Origin of the sequence: Amycolatopsis sp. FU40 (assembly GCF_021903635.1) — a bacterium.
GTDB classification, from domain to species: Bacteria; Actinomycetota; Actinomycetes; order Mycobacteriales; family Pseudonocardiaceae; genus Amycolatopsis; species Amycolatopsis dendrobii.
Genome location: NZ_CP091380.1, coordinates 47,922 through 66,627, shown reverse-complemented (window position 1 = coordinate 66,627; position 18,706 = coordinate 47,922). Strand labels below are relative to the sequence as shown.

The 18,706-nt window shown below is 70.2% G+C and carries 17 protein-coding genes; 11 read left to right on the top strand and 6 right to left on the bottom strand.

Going from position 1 to position 18,706, the window contains the following annotated elements:
• Positions 1-14 precede the first annotated feature (14 nt).
• Complete coding sequence (locus tag L3Q65_RS00650; protein ID WP_237596543.1) at positions 15-614, bottom strand: hypothetical protein; 600 nt, start codon at positions 612-614, stop codon at positions 15-17.
• A 62-nt stretch (positions 615-676) separates the two neighbouring features.
• On the opposite strand from L3Q65_RS00650, the gene L3Q65_RS00645 reads away from it, so the two are divergent.
• The 6 genes from L3Q65_RS00645 (at position 677) to L3Q65_RS00620 (ending at position 5,680) form a co-directional block, all read left to right on the top strand.
• A complete protein-coding gene (locus L3Q65_RS00645) occupies positions 677-2,071 on the top strand; it encodes a hypothetical protein (protein WP_237596542.1) in 1,395 nt (464 codons plus the stop codon).
• A gap of 53 nt (positions 2,072-2,124) precedes the next feature.
• Positions 2,125-2,571, top strand: coding sequence for a hypothetical protein (locus L3Q65_RS00640; RefSeq protein ID WP_237596541.1), 447 nt, complete (start codon positions 2,125-2,127; stop codon positions 2,569-2,571).
• A 139-nt stretch (positions 2,572-2,710) separates the two neighbouring features.
• Positions 2,711-2,968: a hypothetical protein gene (locus L3Q65_RS00635; RefSeq protein ID WP_237596540.1), complete on the top strand. Its 258-nt coding sequence runs from the start codon at positions 2,711-2,713 to the stop codon at positions 2,966-2,968.
• On the top strand, positions 2,965-3,594 hold the full coding sequence (locus tag L3Q65_RS00630) for an RNA polymerase sigma factor (RefSeq protein WP_237596539.1): 630 nt from the start codon (positions 2,965-2,967) through the stop codon (positions 3,592-3,594). Before L3Q65_RS00635 ends, L3Q65_RS00630 begins: the two co-directional genes overlap by 4 nt.
• A complete protein-coding gene (locus tag L3Q65_RS00625) occupies positions 3,591-4,856 on the top strand; it encodes a sigma-70 family RNA polymerase sigma factor (RefSeq protein ID WP_237596538.1) in 1,266 nt (421 codons plus the stop codon). The genes L3Q65_RS00630 and L3Q65_RS00625 overlap by 4 nt, the downstream gene beginning before the upstream one ends.
• Before the next feature lie 575 nt (positions 4,857-5,431).
• Entirely contained in the window at positions 5,432-5,680 is a 249-nt protein-coding gene (locus tag L3Q65_RS00620) for a hypothetical protein (protein ID WP_237596537.1), read from the top strand.
• 276 nt (positions 5,681-5,956) lie between these two features.
• Here the strand turns inward: L3Q65_RS00620 and L3Q65_RS00615 are convergent, their stop codons facing one another.
• Positions 5,957-6,235, bottom strand: a complete 279-nt coding sequence (locus tag L3Q65_RS00615; RefSeq protein ID WP_237596536.1) for a hypothetical protein — start codon at positions 6,233-6,235, stop codon at positions 5,957-5,959.
• 584 nt (positions 6,236-6,819) lie between these two features.
• Here L3Q65_RS00615 and L3Q65_RS00610 point away from each other — a divergent pair.
• A complete protein-coding gene (locus L3Q65_RS00610; protein ID WP_237596535.1) occupies positions 6,820-8,007 on the top strand; it encodes an NUDIX domain-containing protein in 1,188 nt (395 codons plus the stop codon).
• A 350-nt stretch (positions 8,008-8,357) separates the two neighbouring features.
• Here L3Q65_RS00610 and L3Q65_RS00605 read toward each other — a convergent pair whose 3' ends face one another.
• Together L3Q65_RS00605 and L3Q65_RS00600 are read right to left on the bottom strand one after the other, a co-directional pair.
• Complete coding sequence (locus L3Q65_RS00605) at positions 8,358-9,017, bottom strand: hypothetical protein (protein ID WP_237596534.1); 660 nt, start codon at positions 9,015-9,017, stop codon at positions 8,358-8,360.
• A gap of 139 nt (positions 9,018-9,156) precedes the next feature.
• Complete coding sequence (locus L3Q65_RS00600; protein ID WP_237596533.1) at positions 9,157-10,818, bottom strand: hypothetical protein; 1,662 nt, start codon at positions 10,816-10,818, stop codon at positions 9,157-9,159.
• Positions 10,819-11,083: 265 nt separating this feature from the next.
• On the opposite strand from L3Q65_RS00600, the gene L3Q65_RS00595 reads away from it, so the two are divergent.
• Together L3Q65_RS00595 and L3Q65_RS00590 are read left to right on the top strand one after the other, a co-directional pair.
• On the top strand, positions 11,084-12,406 hold the full coding sequence (locus L3Q65_RS00595; protein ID WP_237596532.1) for a ParA family protein: 1,323 nt from the start codon (positions 11,084-11,086) through the stop codon (positions 12,404-12,406).
• Entirely contained in the window at positions 12,399-13,571 is a 1,173-nt protein-coding gene (locus L3Q65_RS00590; RefSeq protein ID WP_237596531.1) for a hypothetical protein, read from the top strand. The genes L3Q65_RS00595 and L3Q65_RS00590 overlap by 8 nt, the downstream gene beginning before the upstream one ends.
• Positions 13,572-13,691: 120 nt before the next feature.
• Here L3Q65_RS00590 and L3Q65_RS00585 read toward each other — a convergent pair whose 3' ends face one another.
• A complete protein-coding gene (locus tag L3Q65_RS00585) occupies positions 13,692-14,105 on the bottom strand; it encodes a hypothetical protein (RefSeq protein ID WP_237596530.1) in 414 nt (137 codons plus the stop codon).
• The gene (locus L3Q65_RS00580) at positions 14,105-14,542 is read right to left on the bottom strand and encodes a helix-turn-helix transcriptional regulator (protein WP_237596529.1); all 438 of its coding nucleotides are present in this window, start codon (positions 14,540-14,542) and stop codon (positions 14,105-14,107) included. The genes L3Q65_RS00585 and L3Q65_RS00580 overlap by 1 nt, the downstream gene beginning before the upstream one ends.
• Before the next feature lie 573 nt (positions 14,543-15,115).
• Between L3Q65_RS00580 and L3Q65_RS00575 the strand changes: the two genes are divergently transcribed.
• Both L3Q65_RS00575 and L3Q65_RS00570 read left to right on the top strand, forming a co-directional pair.
• On the top strand, positions 15,116-15,526 hold the full coding sequence (locus L3Q65_RS00575; protein WP_237596528.1) for a hypothetical protein: 411 nt from the start codon (positions 15,116-15,118) through the stop codon (positions 15,524-15,526).
• A 254-nt stretch (positions 15,527-15,780) separates the two neighbouring features.
• A complete protein-coding gene (locus tag L3Q65_RS00570) occupies positions 15,781-18,030 on the top strand; it encodes a helix-turn-helix domain-containing protein (RefSeq protein WP_237596527.1) in 2,250 nt (749 codons plus the stop codon).
• Positions 18,031-18,706 lie beyond the last annotated feature (676 nt).

Here is an 18,706-nt window from a genome sequence, read left to right as displayed (position 1 = left end):
GGGCCGCAGTTCTTTCAGGAGGCTTTCGCCTCGAACGCCTCGTCTTCCGAACTCTGGTCGACCGGTGTATTGAAGAGGGTCCACCGCACGGTCATCTTGCCGTCGGCACCGCGGATCCGGGCCCGGCTGAGCAATCCGGCCTCTTCCAGTTCCTTGAACATCCTGCGGACCTGGTGGTGTCCTGAGGTGCTTTCCTCGACAACACGACCCATGCTCACGGCCTCGCCCTTTGACACGAGGAAGGCGAGGTGTCCGTACAGCCCGCGTGCACCGAAGGACAACGCAGCGTTGGCCGCGATCGGCTCCGGCACTACGACGAAGCCCTGTTCGTCGCGCTCCGCAGGCGATCGATCGATCATGCTTGTGGAGGTCAACTTCTCGGCCCCTTCTTTCCCCTGTTCGATCCAGCTGCGGAAACCATAGATGTGAAAGCCTTGCCCGGTGTGGGATCTTCGCGCCTCCGGCGTGTCACAGCACGCGCGGGGCGAGGCCTGTCCTGTACTTCGAAGCCGTGATCGCATGCTGGCGCACGGCGAAGGGCCGTGGCCGCGCTCCGGCCTGACCGCCTGGGCTGCGGTTTCGGAACCACCGATGCGTGGCGCGTTGACGCGCACGCGGCTGCCCGAGATCCGGGCTGCGGGCAGAATGCAGCTCGGCGAACGAGGAGGTTTGGGGCGTGGCGGTCGATCTGGAGATCCTGGTTGCGCAGGTGTGGAGTCCGGAGGTACGGCCGCTGGCCGAGGAGGCGTGGCGGGCTTACAACGCCGGCGCGATCCGGGCGAGCATCGCCGCGACCTGGTCGGCGGTGAGCGCGGACATCATCGTGAAGTTGGTCCGCTTGGCCGACGAGGACGACACTGCCGCCGAGGCCTTCCGCAAGCAGCTCGCCGCCGCGCAGGAGCAGGGCCTCACCGCCGACGGCGTGCGCGCGATGCAGCGGATCGAGGCCTCGCTGGTCGAGAAGGCGGTGGAGTTCGAGCTGATCGACACGATCGGCAAGCGCGAGCTGGACCGCATCCGCGAGGACCGCCATCTGTGCGCGCACCCCTCGCTGCGCCTGGGCGGCGAGGTCTACGACCCTCGCCCGGAGATCGCCCGCGGCCACCTGGCCGTCGCGCTGTCCACGCTGCTGACCCATCCGCCCACGCAGGGCCGCGCACTCGTCGAGGAGTTCAAGAACTTCGTCTGCGACCCGTTGTTCGCCCCCTCCCCCGCGCACATCCGGGCCACCTTCCACGACCGGGCCCGGACAGCCACCCGCGCGAACGTCATCAAGCTCGCCGCGCGCGCCGCGATGCTCGAGCTCGACCCCGACGGCCGGATGCCCGCGGAAGCACACGCCGACCGGATGGCTCTGGCGCTGCGCGCTTTCGCCGAGGCAGACCGCGACACCGTCCGCGACGCCGTGAGCCAAGCCCGCGAACGGCTCCGGCTGCAGGACGCCGCGGTCCAGCTGCGGACCCTGATCCGGATGGCCGACGACGACTACTTCTGGACCTCGGTCGACCAGTCGCTGGCCGATCATTTCCAGGCACTTCTCGAAGCTCCGGTCACCGCGGGCGAACGGGACCCGTTGCCGCCGGAGGTCGCGTCGCGGCTGGCCGTGGTCGGCAGCGGCTACGCCCGGGAGCGGCTGCCCGGCCTCGAACACCGTTTCGGCCTGCTCGGCGACCTCCACCGACAGCAGGTCATCGCCGCCCGGCCGTGCGAGTTCTTCGTGCCGAAGGTGGTCGAGATGCTGACGACAGCCCCCAGCTACCGCGCCGGCGAGCAGGTCGGCCGGCTACTGGTCCAGCACGCCGGATTCCTCTCGCTCGACACGCTCGCGGACGCACTCGCCGCGTGGTTTGGCAACGACGAATGCCGGAAATCCTCGGCCATGCCCGGCCTCGCCGTGCAGCTGGTGCACGCCACGGCTCACCTCGGCACTGCCCGCGGGGCGTTGTTCGCCGACTTTGTCGCCAAGAACGAGGACGTCACCGGGCCGGGCGAGTACTACAGCTATCCCGACCTGAAAACGGTGCTGCGCACCCTCGGCTTTCTGCCCCCGGCGACCACGCCACCCGGCTGACCGAGCCCTCTTGCTGCCCTTCGCGGGCTGGACGACGTCGCTACGGTCGGATCATGACCAGCATCGCCGCCGAACCGCACCCCGATGACGACGCCCGCGCGGCCGAAACGGTTCCCCCGCCGCCTGCGGCGCAGCTCTGGATCCGCGCCGGAGGCTGGCTGGTCCGCGCGGACCAGGTCGTCGCCGTCGGATACGACACGCACGAACACGCGCGAGGCACAGCCAAGCACGTCGTGGAGATCGCCACCGCTGGATCACGCGGTGGCGACGGCGATGTCGCCCCCGCGACGTACACCGTCGCGCGCGTCGAAGACGAGGACCAGGCCCGCCGGCTCGCGGACGAGATCGTCCAGCGGATGGCGGGCTGGCGACACCGCTACGGCATCCTCTCCGTCACCTCGAAAGGGAGCGTCCGGACCTCCCGGCCCCGGCCCGGCGGCACATCGGACGCCGTCGGCAGCAGCGGCGATGCCCGCCGCGGCACCGAACCCGGCACCTGATCCCCAGGCCAGTCCGGTTCCGGGCGTCCGCGATTGCTCGTCGGGCGGAGGCCTCCGCGTTTTTTCCAAGATTTTCCTGCGCGGCGATTCGCGGACGGGGGTCCGGCCCGGTGTAGGGGCAAGCAGGAAAGGAGGCCCCATGGACTGGGACCCCGACGCGGACTTCGTCCGAATCCCGCGCCCTCGCAGCGTGCTCAGGGTGCTGGCAGACCTCGTCGCGCTGCGCTTCCGCCGATCGGTCGCCCGCGAACGCGGCGCCACGATCGTCGACGCCGCGCGGGTGCTCAGCGCGTCCGGAAGAGCCGGGCAAGTGTGCAGCCGGGACGACGCCGGCGGCGAGTGGTCGGTGACGCTCGGCCCGTCGGAGGCGTGCCTCGAACCGCCGGAGGCGGCGTGAGCGACGACGCAGCCCCCGACGGCGAAGGCGACGGGGGCACGGAAGAGCCGGCGGACCCCTACGCCCACCAAACCGAGATCCCGTTCAGCCGCCAAGCATTCAAGGACTTCGTCGACGCCCACCGCGAGGAAGCCGTCCGCGCAGCGACCGGAATCGTCGGCAGCCGCGCCAGCGGAGAGGACGTCGCGCAGGTGGCATTCACCGAGCTGGCGCGGGCGTGGAAACGCAAGGGCGTCATGCGCGAGCCGCAGGCCTTGCTCTACAAGACCGTCATGTTCCGCGCGCGCGACGAACGCGCCAAGAACACCCCGATTCCCCTCACCGACGAAGCGCTGATCAGCAGAATCACCGCCGACCGCGTGATGGCGATGCCGGACTTCTCCCCCGGGATCGACGGCCTGTTCACCAGCATGGCGGTGGTCGCCGCGCTCAAGCAGCTGCCGGTACGCCAGCAGCAGGTCCTCGCCCTCCGCATCGGCCTGCGATGGGAACTCGGGGCCGTCTCGGCGGTCATGGCCTGCTCGGCCGACGCCGTCAAAAGCCTGCAGGAACGCGGACTGCGCACCCTGCGGGCATCGCCCCTGCTGACCGGGCACCGCACACCTCTGCCGGAGGCGCACCAATGACCCCCACCAGCGACACCGCCGAGGACCGCTTCGACGCCGACCTGATCCTCGAGCGCGCGCTCGCCGCTGACGAAGCCGACCTCGCCGCGCACGGACGCCCCCAGCCCACCCTCGCCGACCTCGCCGAAGCCGCTTACCGCGCTTTCGAGATCGGCGTCTGGGAGATGTCGCGCGACCGGCACGCCGAGGCCCGGACCTGGCTGTCCGCCGCCGTCGACAGCGGCATCGCCGAAGCCCGCCCGCTGCTTGCGATCTGCCTGCAGGTCACCGACCCTGTCCCGGAACGCCGGGCGGCTGTCGCCGACGAACACGACCAGCGCCTCGCCGAGACGCTCCTCAGCCTGGGAGAACAGCCGAGCGAGACCGCCGAGGCGACGCCGACGCCGATCTACGACGAAGTCCTGGCCCAGATCGCGGCGTGGGTCCGCCGCCGCGTGGACGCCGCGGACATGCCGCCGGCCGAACCCGAGGACACGTCCGGCCAGCGCGCGAACGAGCCGCTGCTTCGCGGTTCTGCCGCTGGGGTCTGGTCTGCGGCTGCGGAGCGGTACGGCCCGGGAACCGCGGGCATCGGTGCCTGGGCACTGCTGATCGACAACGTGCGCTCGGCGGACGTGTCCGTCCCGGCGTGCGCTCCCGACGTGCTGCCGCAGGGTGCCTCCCGCCGAGCTGCCTGGGCGCTCCCGGCTGCGGGTGCCGCTGCGGACGGGACCGAGATCAACCAGTTGGCCCGCGACGCCGCGGACGGAGATCCCGCAGCGGCAGCGGCGGCGCTGGAGCTGATCCGGCCGCTGGTCGTGCCGTACTGCCGGGCGAGCTTCGGCCAGCGGCACCCCCTCTGGGCGGCCGCTGACGAGATCGCCGAGGATGTGTGCCTGTCGGTGCTTGTGCGCCTGCAGGAGCACCGCGCGGACAGCGGGTCGTTCCTGCGGCTGGTGTACGCGATCGCGGCGGAGAAGGTCGCCGGCGCCGCGCAGGAAATCGGCCGCGCCCGACGGACCGGGATCGTGCACGGCCCCGGACTACGGCGGTGGGACCAGCAGGAGACCGCAACCTCGGCGCTGGACCTCGGCGATCGCCTGACGCGGCTCCTGTCGGCGCTCCCCCGCGCGCACCAGGAGGTGCTGATCCTGCGCATCGTCGTCGGGCTGTCTGCCGCCGACACCGCCGAAGCGCTCGGCATCTCGGCGGGCAACGTCCGCGTCACCCAATCCCGCGCTCTGACGCGTCTGCGGGAATTGGCGCGGAACCACGGCTGGTGAAGCACGAGCCGCCGCAGCCTGGCCCGGGAAAGGCGACCTGTTCTTCGCGGCGCGGACGGGATTCCCGACCTGGCTGCGCGATTCGGGCGGCGGCAGAACGACGCACTCGCGTCTCTTCGATCTCCGAGAGTTCTGCGCCCTTGCCTCCTACGGAACCCGAAAGGAAGGCCCGCTACAGAGTGCGCGCTGGTGGCGCAGGAGAACCGCGTGCCCCTCAGAGCGGATTGACATATGGGAGTGTCCCATATTTCTACGTGAACGTGGCCCGTGGTTCCGAGGAGGAGAGATGCCGAACAAGTCCTTGTCCGTCCAGCCCGAAGACCTGCCGCTGTGGGACCGGGGCGAACAGAAGGCGAAGGCCGCCCGGCAGTCCATGTCCGGATACGTCTTGAGCCTGATCGAGCGCGACAACCACCGCGGCGGCAGCGAGGGGCAGATCGTCGACGACGTCGGACTCATCGTGGTCCGCATGCATGCCCCAGGCCGGGGGGCGTGGCGGGAGTCGTTCACCGGAAAATGGGTCACCAGCGCCGACCCGGCTGCCCGCGACGCCACATTCGACCAGACAGGCTGGTGTGGCGTGTCGGCATCACCGCGGCCGGCCGGTCGCCTACCGCACGGTGGACGGCAACATCACCGGGTGCGGGGACTTCCGCCGCAAGTCGCGCTTCCCCGAAGCCGATTCGACGAGCATGCTGCTCAAGTTCGACACCGTCGACGACTTCGCGAACAACATCACCGACGACGGCTTTCCAGCGGACAAGGTCAAGGACGCCGCGGAAAGCCTGCAACTGGCGTTCGTCCAGCACCATTCCTCGTGGTGACTGGCGTCGACGCCCGCCCGAGTGCGGGCGACGATCAGCGGGCAGCTCCCCAGGCGATGAAGGCGGTCACCGCCCGCAGCGCGACCGCCACCGCCTGGCGGCACCGCCCTGCGGATCGCTGTTCCCCGCATTCGTCGCCCAATTAGAAGCCGCGGCCGGGGCCACCTGCTTGCAGCTACCCGGACCTGCGATCAGCCTTGCGCAACCTCGGCATCGCGCCCTGGCAACTGCGGCAGGTTGCGCCGGGAATCCCGGCGGACGGACACAGAACCAGGTTCAGCCGAGATCCGGTCGCCACATCGGAATGTCGGCGTCGAACTCGCCCTCGCGGACGTCGCGCAACGCGGCGAGATAGCCGACCTCGATCGACTTCAGGACCAGGTCCGCGACCGGCACCGGCCCCTGCTGGAACCCGAACCCCGACCACAGGTTCGCCACCGCACGGTCGGCGGCCCGCTCGTCTCCGGGATCAGCGCTGGTGCCGTGATGCAGCTGCGCGATCGCATCGGCCCAGCGGGCAAGGTCGTCGGCAGAGGCTCCGGGGGTGTTCGGCATGCGGTCATTGTCCCGGTTCGATCCGCGGCGGCGGGGGAACGGCGCGCACCGCTCCCCCGCCGCCCTCACAGTCCGGGTACTTGCTGCGGCGCGGGCACCACGGAACCGAGGAACGCCGAGCGCAATTCGGGGGGAACAGCACCTCTCGCGGCGCTGCGCGGAGTCTGTGGCCAAACGGGCGAGCGTGGCCTGCCGACGGGCGGTGAGCGCGGAATCGGGCTCGGTCAGGCATCCGGGGATCCGCTGCGGGCCGCCGCTGCGCGAGACGTCCGTCCTTGGCTGATCACGATCGGCGATGCTCGCTGGTGCTTGAGTTCTTCTCGGTGCGCCAACGAGTTTGCCTCGTTCACACTATCCATATTGGACGGTCCGGGCTCGCTGCGGGACCATCCGCCGGCTGGTCGCGGCGTCGGCGCCCGGCGACGTCTCCAGGCTTCAGTTCAGGCGCGGCGAGCACGGCGTCCTGGTATCGATCCCGTCCGCAGTTGGCGGGCGTCCTGACCGGAGTCACCGTCTGCACCTTGCCGAAATGTACGGATGTCCGTACAGTTACTGTACGGACATCCGTACAGAAGGGCGTGGAGATGCTGACCTACCGCACAGGTGACGCCGCCGACTGGGGCGGCCTGGACTACGTGATCTCGCTGACGCAGGATCAGGCGGACGCGCTGGGGACCGACGCGGGGACGGTGATGGAGTTCGTCGACACGATGCTCACCTCGCTCGCGGCCTGGCGCACCGGTGCGGACCCGGTCGTGCCCGAAGGCGGCCGGCCGAGCCTGAAGGCACGCCCGGTGTCGACCGGATCGGCATGGACGCTGTGGGCGCTGCGGGACCTGTCCGCGCTGTCCGCTCGGGCCGAGGGCGCGCTGGCCGCGGCGATCCGGGACCAGGCCGCCGCAGAGCTGTCGCACGGGGACCTGGCGATGGCGATGGGGGTGGCACGGTCGACGGCGCAGGACCGCCGCAAGGCGGTGCTGGGCGCTGAACCCGGGGCCGCGGAGATGTGGGCGCGCGGCGAACGGGCCCCGGTCGACGCGCCCGGGGCGAAAGTGCCGGACACGATGCGATCGTGGAGCGTCCCGTGGCCGGGATACCTGCCCGTGGACATCACGCCCGACGAGCTGCTCGGCGAGGGCCTGGCCGCCAGCGTCGCCGAAGGCTGGGCGGAGCCGTACCCGACGCCGTACGAGATCGACGACTGGTTCGAGCGCAGCGAGGCGGCGTTGGTGCCGTTTGAGTTCGACGACCGTCGCTGGCCGCTCAACCCGGCCGGCCGCACCGGTCGCACCGGCCGGAACCTGGGCAAGTGGGGCGAGAACGCCGCCGCCGACCCGATCGTCGTGGCCGGTCGCGGCAGCGAACGCCAGGTGCTGCTCATCCGCCGCCGCGACGTAGGTGCCTGGGCCATCCCCGGAGGGATGGTCGACCCCGGCGAGACAGCTCCGGCCACTCTCGTGCGCGAGCTGCGCGAGGAGACCCGGATCGACCTGACCGCCGTCACGCCAACGGTGCTCGGCCGCGACCTGGTCGACGACTGGCGCAATACCGACCATGCCTGGGTCGCCAGCACGTCCGCGCTGTTCCTCCTCGAGGAAACGCGGCCCGCGACCGCAGGCGACGACGCGGCCGACGTGCGCTGGATGCGCTTCCGCGATGTCGAGCAGCTCGCCGCCGACCTCGAGGGCGACGGCGGCCTCTACGCCCCGCACAAACCCCTCCTGCAGCGGGCTCTCAACCGCATCGAGGGCGAACCGGGCGACAGGGCGTGACCGCGGGCTTACGGGACGGCCGCGCTGCGCCGTGTTCGAGCCGCCCCTCGGGCGACGGTTCGCGCGGAGCGTCGACGTCCTGACGGGCACGACGACCGGAGGGGCATCGGTGTACCGCGCGAACCGAGCCGGGCGGCCGACCGCAGCAGCGGCGATCCGCCTGCTATCCAGTCCGACTGATGCGATCGCCGACCCGACACTGGCCGCGATTCGCGGCACGACGACCCTCGCCACCGCACAAGTGCTCAGCGCATCCGGCCGAGCCGGACACGGAGATCCTCGGCCCCGGCGATCACACGCGGCGAGCCGCCGGAGGCCGGCGACCTGCGCACTGTTGAGGCTCAGTCCAGTCAGCCGTTCAAGGCGACCGTCACCCAGTGCCGCGCCGCCTCGACATGCTCTCGCGCCAGCTCCGCCACGTGCTGCTCGTTCATCCTCGACACCGGGCCGCTGGTGGCGCGGACCGCAGCCACCAGCTGCTTGGAATTGGCGGCCATGCCGCTGTGCTCGACGATGGCCGGCACGAGGTCCAGCACCGCGGCGACGTTGGGGTAGGCGCACCAGGCGGACACCGGCTGCGGAAGTCCTGCCCGGCAGTGCCAATGCGTGATCGCGGCCCACAGCGCCGTCACCGAATAGCCCGCCGCAACCCTGCGGCCAGCCACGGCCCGCCGGCGGGGCGCATGGCCCGCGAACAGCTCCGTCAACCGCCGATCGAGACCGTTGCTGGTCACCGTCTCCCCCGTGGCGCCGGCGAATGCCTCGGCCAGCGCGATCCACGGCACCGACCGCTCGCTCCAGAACCGACAGGTACACGCGATCCATGCATGGATCACGGCTTCGTGGGCGAGGATGTCGAGAGTGCCGAGCGCATCCCCCAGCCGGGCCCGCACCGCATTCGCCGATGTCTCGTCGGCAGCCAGCGTGTCAATATCGGCCAGCGTCCGCGCAATGTCTGCGCGGACATCCTCGATGCTCCGACGCGCGGCCGGATCAAGCACAGTGGGCATGACGTGCAGAGTAGGCCGGGCATCAGTACATGCACATTCAGGCGACATCGGTTGACAAGCCGCTCGAGCACGATGGAGCAGATCGACTTTCGACGATGTACGTGGCATCGTGGCCGTTCGGAGGCGATGATGCGCGAGGTCAGTTGGTGCGCGGGGTTGGCAGGTGCTCGCCGAGATATCCCACGTACACCACCCCGGTTTTGGCGATGTCGTCGAGGAAATGCAGCCGCGGTGCCGGCGATTTGAACCGCTCCAAGGCGATGTGCGCGCCGAAGTAGGCCCTGCCGCTGCTGTCGGTTTCTGTGCTCACGGGGAAGTGGCGTGCCTCGCGAAAACGCTCGTTGCCGCTGACAGTTTCGGATTCCCGGAGTTTGACGATGTTCGCGCTGATCAGCGAGCCAGGTTGTCCGGTTCGGGCGAAGGCCAGTACGTCGGTGATTTCGGATGCGGCACCGCTGGCGCGCGCCGTGACGTAGGCGTCCAAGGTGCGCAGCGAATCCCATGCCTTGCGGCACCAGGCCGCCGCCTTCGGGTGATCGTCGAGTGCGGCGGCAGCGGCCGGGTCTGCGGTGACGATCAGGCCCGGCAGGGCTGCCCGTGCTTTGTCGAGCAGGTCCGCGAAGCTCGCGAAGACAAGGGGGGCCCCGGCGGTCGGCTCGTCGGCGACGGGATGTTCGCGACCGTCTGCCTGGGACAGCCGGGCGGCGAGGTGTTCGCCGATTCGTCGGCGCAGGCTGTCTCGTTCGGACTCGATTTCGTCGTAGGCCGCGGCGTAACGATCGAGTTCGTCCTGCATCGCGGCCAGTTGGGCTTGCAGATTGCCGGGATCGGCACGGGCGTCGAGCTGCTCGCGCAGCTGCCGATTTTCGTCGAGAAGTTGCGAGAGCCGGGAGTCGGTGGCCGTCTTCTGCTGTCGCAGGATAGTGATCTGGCGCCGTGCTTCCCTGAGTTCCTGCTCGGCTCGCGCGACATCGTGGGCCCGGGGGTCTTCGGACTCGATCTGCGGGAGGTTGAACGGGTTGCTCGTCCACCATTCCTGTGCTGCAGGGTCGTTGCGCCACCTCTCGGGAAGCGCTGTTGCTTGACGCCCGACGAGGAGCTGGTCGATGCCGACGGAGATGGCCGCGGCCACGCGGCCGGGAACGATGTCTCCCGTTACGTCGGGAAGTGCGTCCTGCTGCGGCATGTACAACCGGGCCTGGTTCTTGCGCATTCCGCGGACCCCAAGCCGGGCGTTGATCGCGATCCGCTCGGCCTCGTCGACGGCGAGTGTTTCGACCATTCCGGCCGAGTAGACATTCTCGGGCCAATCGCGCTGCGGCAGCAGCAGGAGCCCCGCGCCCCGCTTGGGGTCGTTGATGGTTCTGGAGACCTTGTCGGCGAACCCGTCGAGCAGGCTGGGCGGATTGATGTCGTGGCAGGGAACAACCCAGGGAAGGCCGATGACGTCTCCGGTGTGGTCGAGGGGGTCCAGTTCGTCGACGAGACCGATGACTTCGAGGGGGGCGGCGAACGCGGCGCGCCACGGCCGGGTACAGGCGGCGGCGAGCAGCCAGTCAACGCGACGAGAGTCGCTTTTGGCCAGCCGCAGCGTGAGCAGCGCGGCGAACTGATTGCTCCGGCTTTCCCAAGTGAACCGGAGATCCCCACGTCGAGAACCTGCCGCGCCACGCTCGGTCAGGTCGACGACGACGCAGGCGGGACGCTCCGCGACCGCGGCGGCGACCGCTTTGCGGACCGTGTCGAGAGGGCGGCCCTTGTCGATCAGGACGTAGCCGTCTTGCCAGATTCGGTACGGCACCCGAGCACACTCCTTGCTACGCGGTCAATGCTCGAGTATTCCGCAGCCGTTCGAGGCATGGCGGCGGAGGACAGACTGATGGTCAGCGGATGGAGCGGTGACTCGGAACGCTCATCGGGGGTGTGCCTGTAATCCCGGATTACAGGCACACCCGCCCGAACGGAGTCCTTCCCGCGTTTGTCCGCGTGGCGGCTTCCCGCCTGGCGGACTATGCGATGTACTCGGTACGGTACCGAGTACATCGTCCCAGAAGGGAACATCGCTGGTGCGACCATCCTCGCAGGTTGCCCACCCTGACGAAGACGGTGTCGAACGCTTCCGCGTCTACAAGCCCGTCGACTTTTCGCTCGCCGAAGCCGCCTATGCCATGCACGCCGTCGTCGACCCGGACCTTGCCAAGCTGGGCGCGCGGCAACGGGTGGGACGCAGTCGTGTTCCGGTCGTCCTGCGCACGATCGCGCGCGACGGCTGGCCTTCCGGTTTCCGTCCGCGGCCGGATCGGGTCGCGTACTGGCGGCGCTGGCTGCTCGAAGAAGGCGTCTACACCGTCGACATCCCAGAACAAGAAGGAGTTGCTCTCATGACCGACGTGAACCTCTGGGTTCCCGATGGTGCGCTTTACCCGCAGGGGTACCGGGCATCCTCGCTGAACCAGAAGGGCGGGGTGGGCAAGACAGCGCTGATCGCCGGGACTGCCGGCGCGCTCGCGATGCGAGGCTGGCGCGTTCTGCTGGTCGACATGGATCCGCAGGGGCACCTCACCACCGAAGCGCTCGGGTTGAGGGAAGTTCCGGAGAAGGAACCGGATCTCGCGGCTGCGCTGTGCGGCGAGTACACAGGCCCGATCGAGGATCTGATCGTCACCCACTCCAGGCCGCCCGGCGGCGGCCGGATCGACATCATCCGCACCACGCTCGACATGATGACCGTCATCAAGGCCATGTACCGCAGCCGGATGCGAATGCCGGAGAGGCAGCTCGACGACTTGCTCAACCAGCTGCCCGAGGGCAAGTACGACTTCGTCCTGACGGACTGCCCGCCGTCGTTGGACCTCCTCACCGACAACGCGCTTGCCGCGAGTCAAGGCGTGCTGATCCCCGTCCAGCTCGCGCGCACGTCGATGAGGGCTCTTCGGCTGCTGCTCGCGCAGATCGAAGCTTTGGAGGATGAGCTTCGGCTGCCCAAGCGAACCCTGATCGGCATGGTGCCGGGGCTCTACCGGCGGCCGCTGTCCGGCGTCGACCGCTACATCGGCGGACAGCTGGAGGAGCTCGGCCTCCCCGCCAAGAAAGAAGCTTCCGAGGAACAAAGTGACGGCGACAAGATGGAGCCCTTGCCGATCCTTGCCCACCTGCCCGACCTTGCCTCGGTGAAGGAGGCATGGCTCGAGGGACGCACTCTTCCCGAGTTCCAGCCCAAGCACGAACTCTCCGCACAACTTCACCGGATCGCGCTCCGGCTCGAGGTGGAAGCCGGCCTGGCACCGGCATCGGACTGGGAAAAACTGCAAGCCGAGCACCCACTCCCCTCGCTCGCTCCGCTGCCGACGAAGGAAGACAAGAAGAACGAGGAATCCGGTCGTGCCTAAGGACTTCGCCAAGAAAGACGTGCACCGCGCGGACGACACCCGTGCTGCCTTCCGCCGCCGCTACGACGACAGCCGGACGAACCTCTTCGATCTGGATCTCGACACGGCGATCCCGAACCCGTTCAACCCCCGCTACCCGGACGACCCCGACGTCATCGAAACCGCCGGTTCGCTTCGGGAAGTCGGCCAGCTTCAGCCCGTCGTGGTCGTCACCCGCGACGCCTTCATCGAGGCCTATCCCGAGCTGGACGGCGACGAGGAACGCCTGCCCGCCTACAAGGTGAACAAGCAGGGCAAGAAGGTCGCGGTGACGAGAGTCATCGTGATCGGCAACCGCCGTTACGAAGGCGCTCTGCTCAATGAGTGGACGAAGCTCGACGCGGTCCTCGCCCCGTCTGTCGCGACCGCAGCTGACATCGAAGACCGGATCCTGCACGAGAACATCCATCGACAGCAGCTCCCGCCGCTGTTGGAGGCCCAGCTGCTCCAGCGGAAGATGCAACGCGAGAACCTGTCGCTGCGCCAGGTGGCCAAGAAGATCAGCAAGACCCACACCTATGTGGACTCCCGCCTCGACCTGATGAAGCTCATCCCCGAGTTCCAAGGGCTCATGCAGCGCGAGTTCCCGATGGCCAGCTCCGAGCGAACCCTGAAGCTCAAACTGGCCCGGGACATCGCCAAACTCCCGAAGACGCGGCAACGCGAGATCTGGGAACAGGGCGCACCGTTCCACGTCGCTGTAATCCCGGATTACAGCACGGCACCCGCCAGCGCGACTGCCGACCCGGCGACGGCCGCCGCGGCCGTCTCCCCCGCTCCCGCCGCGCAGGCGAACAACGCTCCGACCGGAGGCAGCGACGAACGGGCGGCAACGGTGCCTCCCCCGCCGCCGTCCCCCGAGTCGGCCGCACCTGCGGCTGGGTCGTCTGCGGGCGAGCCGGCCGCGGCACGCAGTAGCGACACTGAGGCGCCTCCGAGCACCCCGGCGCCAGAAGCCACCGCGGAGCCGGAAGCCACCCTGGCTGCGGACAGCACCGAACGGTCCGCGCCGGAGCAGCGCTGGCCGCTGGCGCTAGAAGCAACCGACCTCAACGATCTCGCGTCGGCTCTGGGAGAAAAGCTCTCCGAGGACGAAGTCGCCCAGCTGGTCGAGCTGCTCATCTGACCTGGACTGCATCGCCTGTTCCAGGCACGTGATTGGGACCCGCTGCAAACGGCGCAGGGCCCGCGGAACTGTAATCCCGGATTACAGTTCCGCGGGCCCTGCGCCGTTTGCAGCGGGTGTCTACTCGGGCGGCAGTTCGGCCGCGATCTCCCGCGCGAGCCGTTGCACGATCTCGGCCCAGCTCTGCCCGGTCGCTTCCGTCAGCCACCGGATCAGGTACTGGTCCACCAAGATGTTCACCCCGGCCTGGCGGCTGCGGATTTCGTTCTGCCAGGCTTGGCTTTCCTCGATGGCGCGGACGTCCTCGGGCAGCAGCGGGGTCCGGATCGTCACGGAAAGCTTGCCCGGCCGGTTGACCCGTTCGATCAGCGCGAGCGTCTCGTCCGGTCCGCGACGCTCGCCGAGCACGGCCAGCGCCCGGATCCAGTCGTTGACCATCTCGCGCGGATCGATGACCGGCAGCGTCTGATCGCCGACATCAACTCGGGCATCGTCGGCTTTCCGGTGGCCGTCGCGGCGGAACCATTTGGCCATCACGAACCCGCCTCGTAACGGGAACGGCAGTCGTCGGTCAGAGCCAGCGGGGCGCTGAAGGCGCGGATCATGCCGAGTACGGCGGCCCGGCGAGCCGGGGTGATCTGGTCGAACCAGTCCAGCAGCTCCCGCCGTTGGATCGCGGCCAGATCGGAGGAGATCAGATGCTCGTCCGGCTCGAACCCGGCGAGGAGCAGCGCCTCGCGCGGATCGAGGCCCACCACGTCGGCGGCTTTGAACACGGTGTCCGGCCGGGTGCTCACCGGTTGTTCCACGCCGTCGATCGGTTGGGTCCCCTTTTCCAGTTGGCGCCAGCGGGCCTCCGACAAACCCGCTCGCCGGGCAGCCTCCCGCCTGGACAAACGCAGCTGCTCGCGAGCAGCCCTCAACCGGACGCCGAACGCCCAGGAACAGTCAACAGGCACAGAACACAGCATCCCATGCCAGGACCCCGCGCTGCGGGATGCGGACGCCGTACTCAGACCTTCCGCGACCGGCCAGGCCCACGTTCGTCCTAGCCGTCTTGGACATCACGAACGGGTCGGCCCGTCGGCCGCCGACCTCACCTCTGACTGGCCATAAATGGCGGGGCCCGAAAGGAGGCTGTGGTGGTGGGTGTAATCCGGGATTACACCCACCACCACGACCAGAGGTGGCGCGCACAAGCGCCGTGCATAGCCCCGTGCTCCTCCGTTACCGGCCTGCCTTGTCGCTCATCGGTGAAACTTCCGTTGGGCCACGGAACCCGCCGGCACTCCTCGACCGCGATTCGACGAGTTCCTCACTCAAGGTCGTCGTGGATCTTCATCTGGGCACCGACGATGGCCGAGCTCATGCCAGCCGAACAGGCGTGACCGGATGAGAGGCTCCCTTTCTCGCGAGGATCCCAGGTGTTGCTACAGCCCTGCCAGCTGCCCGGAGCCGCTTTCCCAATGTCGGGTGCCACCGAAGATTTCAATACGCAGCGTCCGGCCTTGTGCCCCCGCTCGCCCCGGCGCACACCGGGAGTCGTGGGCGAGCACGGCGGCACACCCGAGCAGGGCGAACCCGACCTCTGCGACTTCTGCGGCGCGGTCGTCGACGACGACACCGAGCTGTACGCGCTCGTGCCGGACTCCTCGGTCATCCACGCCCACGATCCCAAGTTCGACGGCAAGCGGCTGGTCAGCGCGTGCACCGAGGAACACCGGCACCGGCTTGCCGAGCAGTACCGGCGTCGCCCGTTCGTCGACGCCGAGCAGTGGGCAGGGAAGGTCCTCCGCGCCGTGGAGAAAAACCGCGGCCGGCGTATCGACGATGCCGTGCTCGTCGAGCTCACCGGGCTGACCGTAGACCAGATTCACGCTGGCGTCGCCTGGCACAGCGAGCGCGCCCGCGCGTTCCGGGACCGCCGCGACCGCGACGACGGTCCGTCGTACTGAATACTCCGGCGCCAGCTGAAAAGTAGGCGTGCCCTACTGAAATCCCTCGGGTGGCACCCGCCACCCGACCGGGCACCGGACGAATCGGCTTCGGTTGCCTGTAATCCCGGATTACACCTGTGCCCGGTGGCCGTACGGTCGTTAGGCAGCATTGCTGCAGGCCAAGGCCCCTGTCTGGACACACCCTCGCGGGATACACAGGATGTCACTTGCGGAACGGGGGATTTGAGTCATGGCTGTCATAGACTTCGCGAGTGGACGCTCGAGGCGAGGTCCGGGCGGCGGTGCAGCTGACTGCCGAGGACCGTACCGCACTTGACGCGGCCGCGAGGGGCGGGAACAGCCGTGTCGCGCTGGTCGCGCGGATCCTTCTGGAGTGCGCGCGCGGCGAGCCCGATGCGGCGGTGGCCGACGGGCTGGGAGTCAGCACTCGCACGGTGGCCCGTTGGCGGCAGCGGTTCCGCGACGACGGCGTCGCCGTGCTGGACGCCTCCGGAGGACCGGACGCCGACGACCTGGTCCGCGCCGCGTTCATGCCGGACGGCCCTGCGGGGTCGGTTCCCACGACGCGGTCGGCGGCGTCCGGGCTGGGGGTGTCGCAGGCGACGGTGTCGCGTGCCTGGCGCGCGGCTGGCGTGCGGCCGCTGCCGGCGGGGATGCTGATCGGCGATCCGTGGTTCCGCGGGCATGTCCGCGCGGTCGCCGGGTTCGCGGTTTTCCCTTGCCTGGGTGTCCGTCCCGCGGCACCCGGCGCGGATGATCCGCGCTCTTGCTCGGCGGCGGTGCGGGTGCTGGTGTTCTGGGTCGGCGCTGAGCCTGCGACGCCGCGTCGGCGACGGGCGGAAGACGAGCTCGTGATGGCGTTCGGCGAGAGGGAGCGGTTGTGGGAGTCGGCTGCGGGCTGGTGCGGTGCGACCGTTGAGCTCGCGGCGCGCGTCCGGGAAGAGCCGAGCGTCGGCGACGGGCGGGTGGACGGCTTGGCCGCGTTCGTCCGGGATCTGGACGACCGGCGTCCGGACGGGACCACGACCTGGGTCCAGGTGGACGTATCGGTGTCGGCGGGGGAGACGGGCGGGTTCGGGGGAGCGGTGCTCCGGTGTGCGCCGTCGGCGGCCACGTGGTCGGCGCTGGCGGTGCGCAGCCTGGCCGCGACGGCAGCGCTGGCCGAGGCGCGCGGGATCGACAGCTGTCTGTCGCGGATGGAGGCCGCGGCGGGGCTGATGCTGGCCGGGCCGGCGGATGGCGGACCGTTGCGGTGGCGGGAAGATCCGGAGCGGGTGGCGGGCATGCTGCCGCGGCTGCGGCAGCGCAGGCCCGGGGTGTCGCGGCGAGCCAGGTCGGAGGCGTGGAGCCCGGGAGAGGCGCTGGAGCGGCTGCGAGGCGGGTGTCCGGAGGGGACTGCGGATGATCTGCCGCCGTTCGAGCAGCTGGTGCTGGTGCGGCAGCGATCGGACCCCGCGCGGTGGGGAGCGGGCGAGGTCGGGGCGGCGCACGCGGTGCTGGCCGGGCTGATGCTGGACTGCGACGTCCTGGAAGCTGCGCTGTTGGACTACTGCCGCCGCCCGCATGTGGAGCTGGATCCGTGGCTGGTGGCGCGGCGGTTGGGGGTGGCGACGCCGCACGCGGTAGGGCAGCGCGCCCGGGCCCGCGCGGCGGGGGCGGCCGCGGGACGGCGCAGCGCGGCGAGCCCGATTTTGCCTGATCCGCGCGAGGCTGTGCAGCTGGACGCGAAGGGCCGGCGGCGGGACGTGGTGGGGGAGACGGTCGAGGGCTTGCTCGAGTTGTGGCGGGAGGACCTGGTCGACCACGAGCAGCTCGTGGAGACCCTGCCCGGCGCGGACGACCGGTTCGGGCTGCTCGCGTGGCTAGTGGATCCGGCGCGGCCGGTGCTGGTCGACTGGCGCCGTGATCGCCCGGGACCGCAGGAGCGGCATCGGGCCGCGGCCGACGCCGGGCTGGTGCTGCTGGCTGACCTGCGCCACCGGCTCCGCGACGAACAGCTCGCCTGGTACCGGATCGGGGTCGCTGGCGGGGCGCCGTGGCGGGTGCAGGGGGAGCCGTACGGGCGCGGGGCGAACGCGGCACTGCAGCACTGGAAGCGGCTTGAGCAGCGGATCCGCAGCACCGCAGGCCCCGCCGAACCTGCCGAGGGCGGCGGGCGGGAGCGCGGTGCGTGGTGGTCGGGCCGCGCCGGCGCGATCGCCGCCGCCGTCGCGAGCGTGCAGCAGCACTGCGAGGTGTTCGAGGCCGACGACGATCTCGGCCTGTACGCGTGGTGGCTGGCCGAGGACCCCGGGCCGGTGCCGCTGACCGGCTTCCTCCGGGACTTCTCCGCCGCCCGGTTCTGCGAGGACTGCCATGCCAAGCGGCCGATGGTCGTGCGCGACGAGCAGGGCCGCGGTCGCTGTCCCGAGCACGGCGGACATCGCGGCCTGGCCGAGGCGGCCGACGGGCTGGCGCCATTGGCGACCGAGCTGACACAACTGCGCCGCGACGCCCGGTGACCCGGGCGCCTCGTCCTCGACGGCGGGCGGCGGATGTGCGGTGGCGGCGGTCTTCGACGAAGGCGGCTGTAATCCCGGATTACAGCCGGCCGGGTGGACAACACGGGACGACGGTCTCTCCGGCGCCGGGGCTGTGCCTGTCCTGCCTCGGTCGCCGGGATGTCCGGCGGGGGCGGTCACGCGATCGGTCAGCGACCACGGACACCAGGCGGACACCGCCGGTGCGAGACGGGCGGACATCATGCGTGCGACCTGCTGTTTGTCCGCCCGCGTGTCCGCGCCCGCAGGCCAGTTGTCCGGCTGTCCGGCGGCGCGGAATGGCCGCCGCCAACGCGGTCGCGGAGCCGGACACGTCCGCCCGTCCGCCCCCGGACACGACGATGGTCGCCGGTCGCCGGTCGCGTCCGAGCGCGACCGGCCCGGGCGGTCACGCCAGTGCCGCCGGGGCGGGCGGCGGTGTCCGCCCGGCCGCCGGACATCCGAGGCGCTCGGCGGTCGACTCCGGCCGGGCATGGGACGGGGGATACGGCAGCGGAGCACGGGCCCCCACCCGGCGCTGCGGAAGGGGCGCGCCGTTCGTGCGGGCCTCGGCGGTCGGGATGCGGCCCCGCGTGCGCGGCTGGAGCCTGACCCCGGCGCGCGCGGGGTGGGTCAGCACGACCGCGACCCGGTTGGA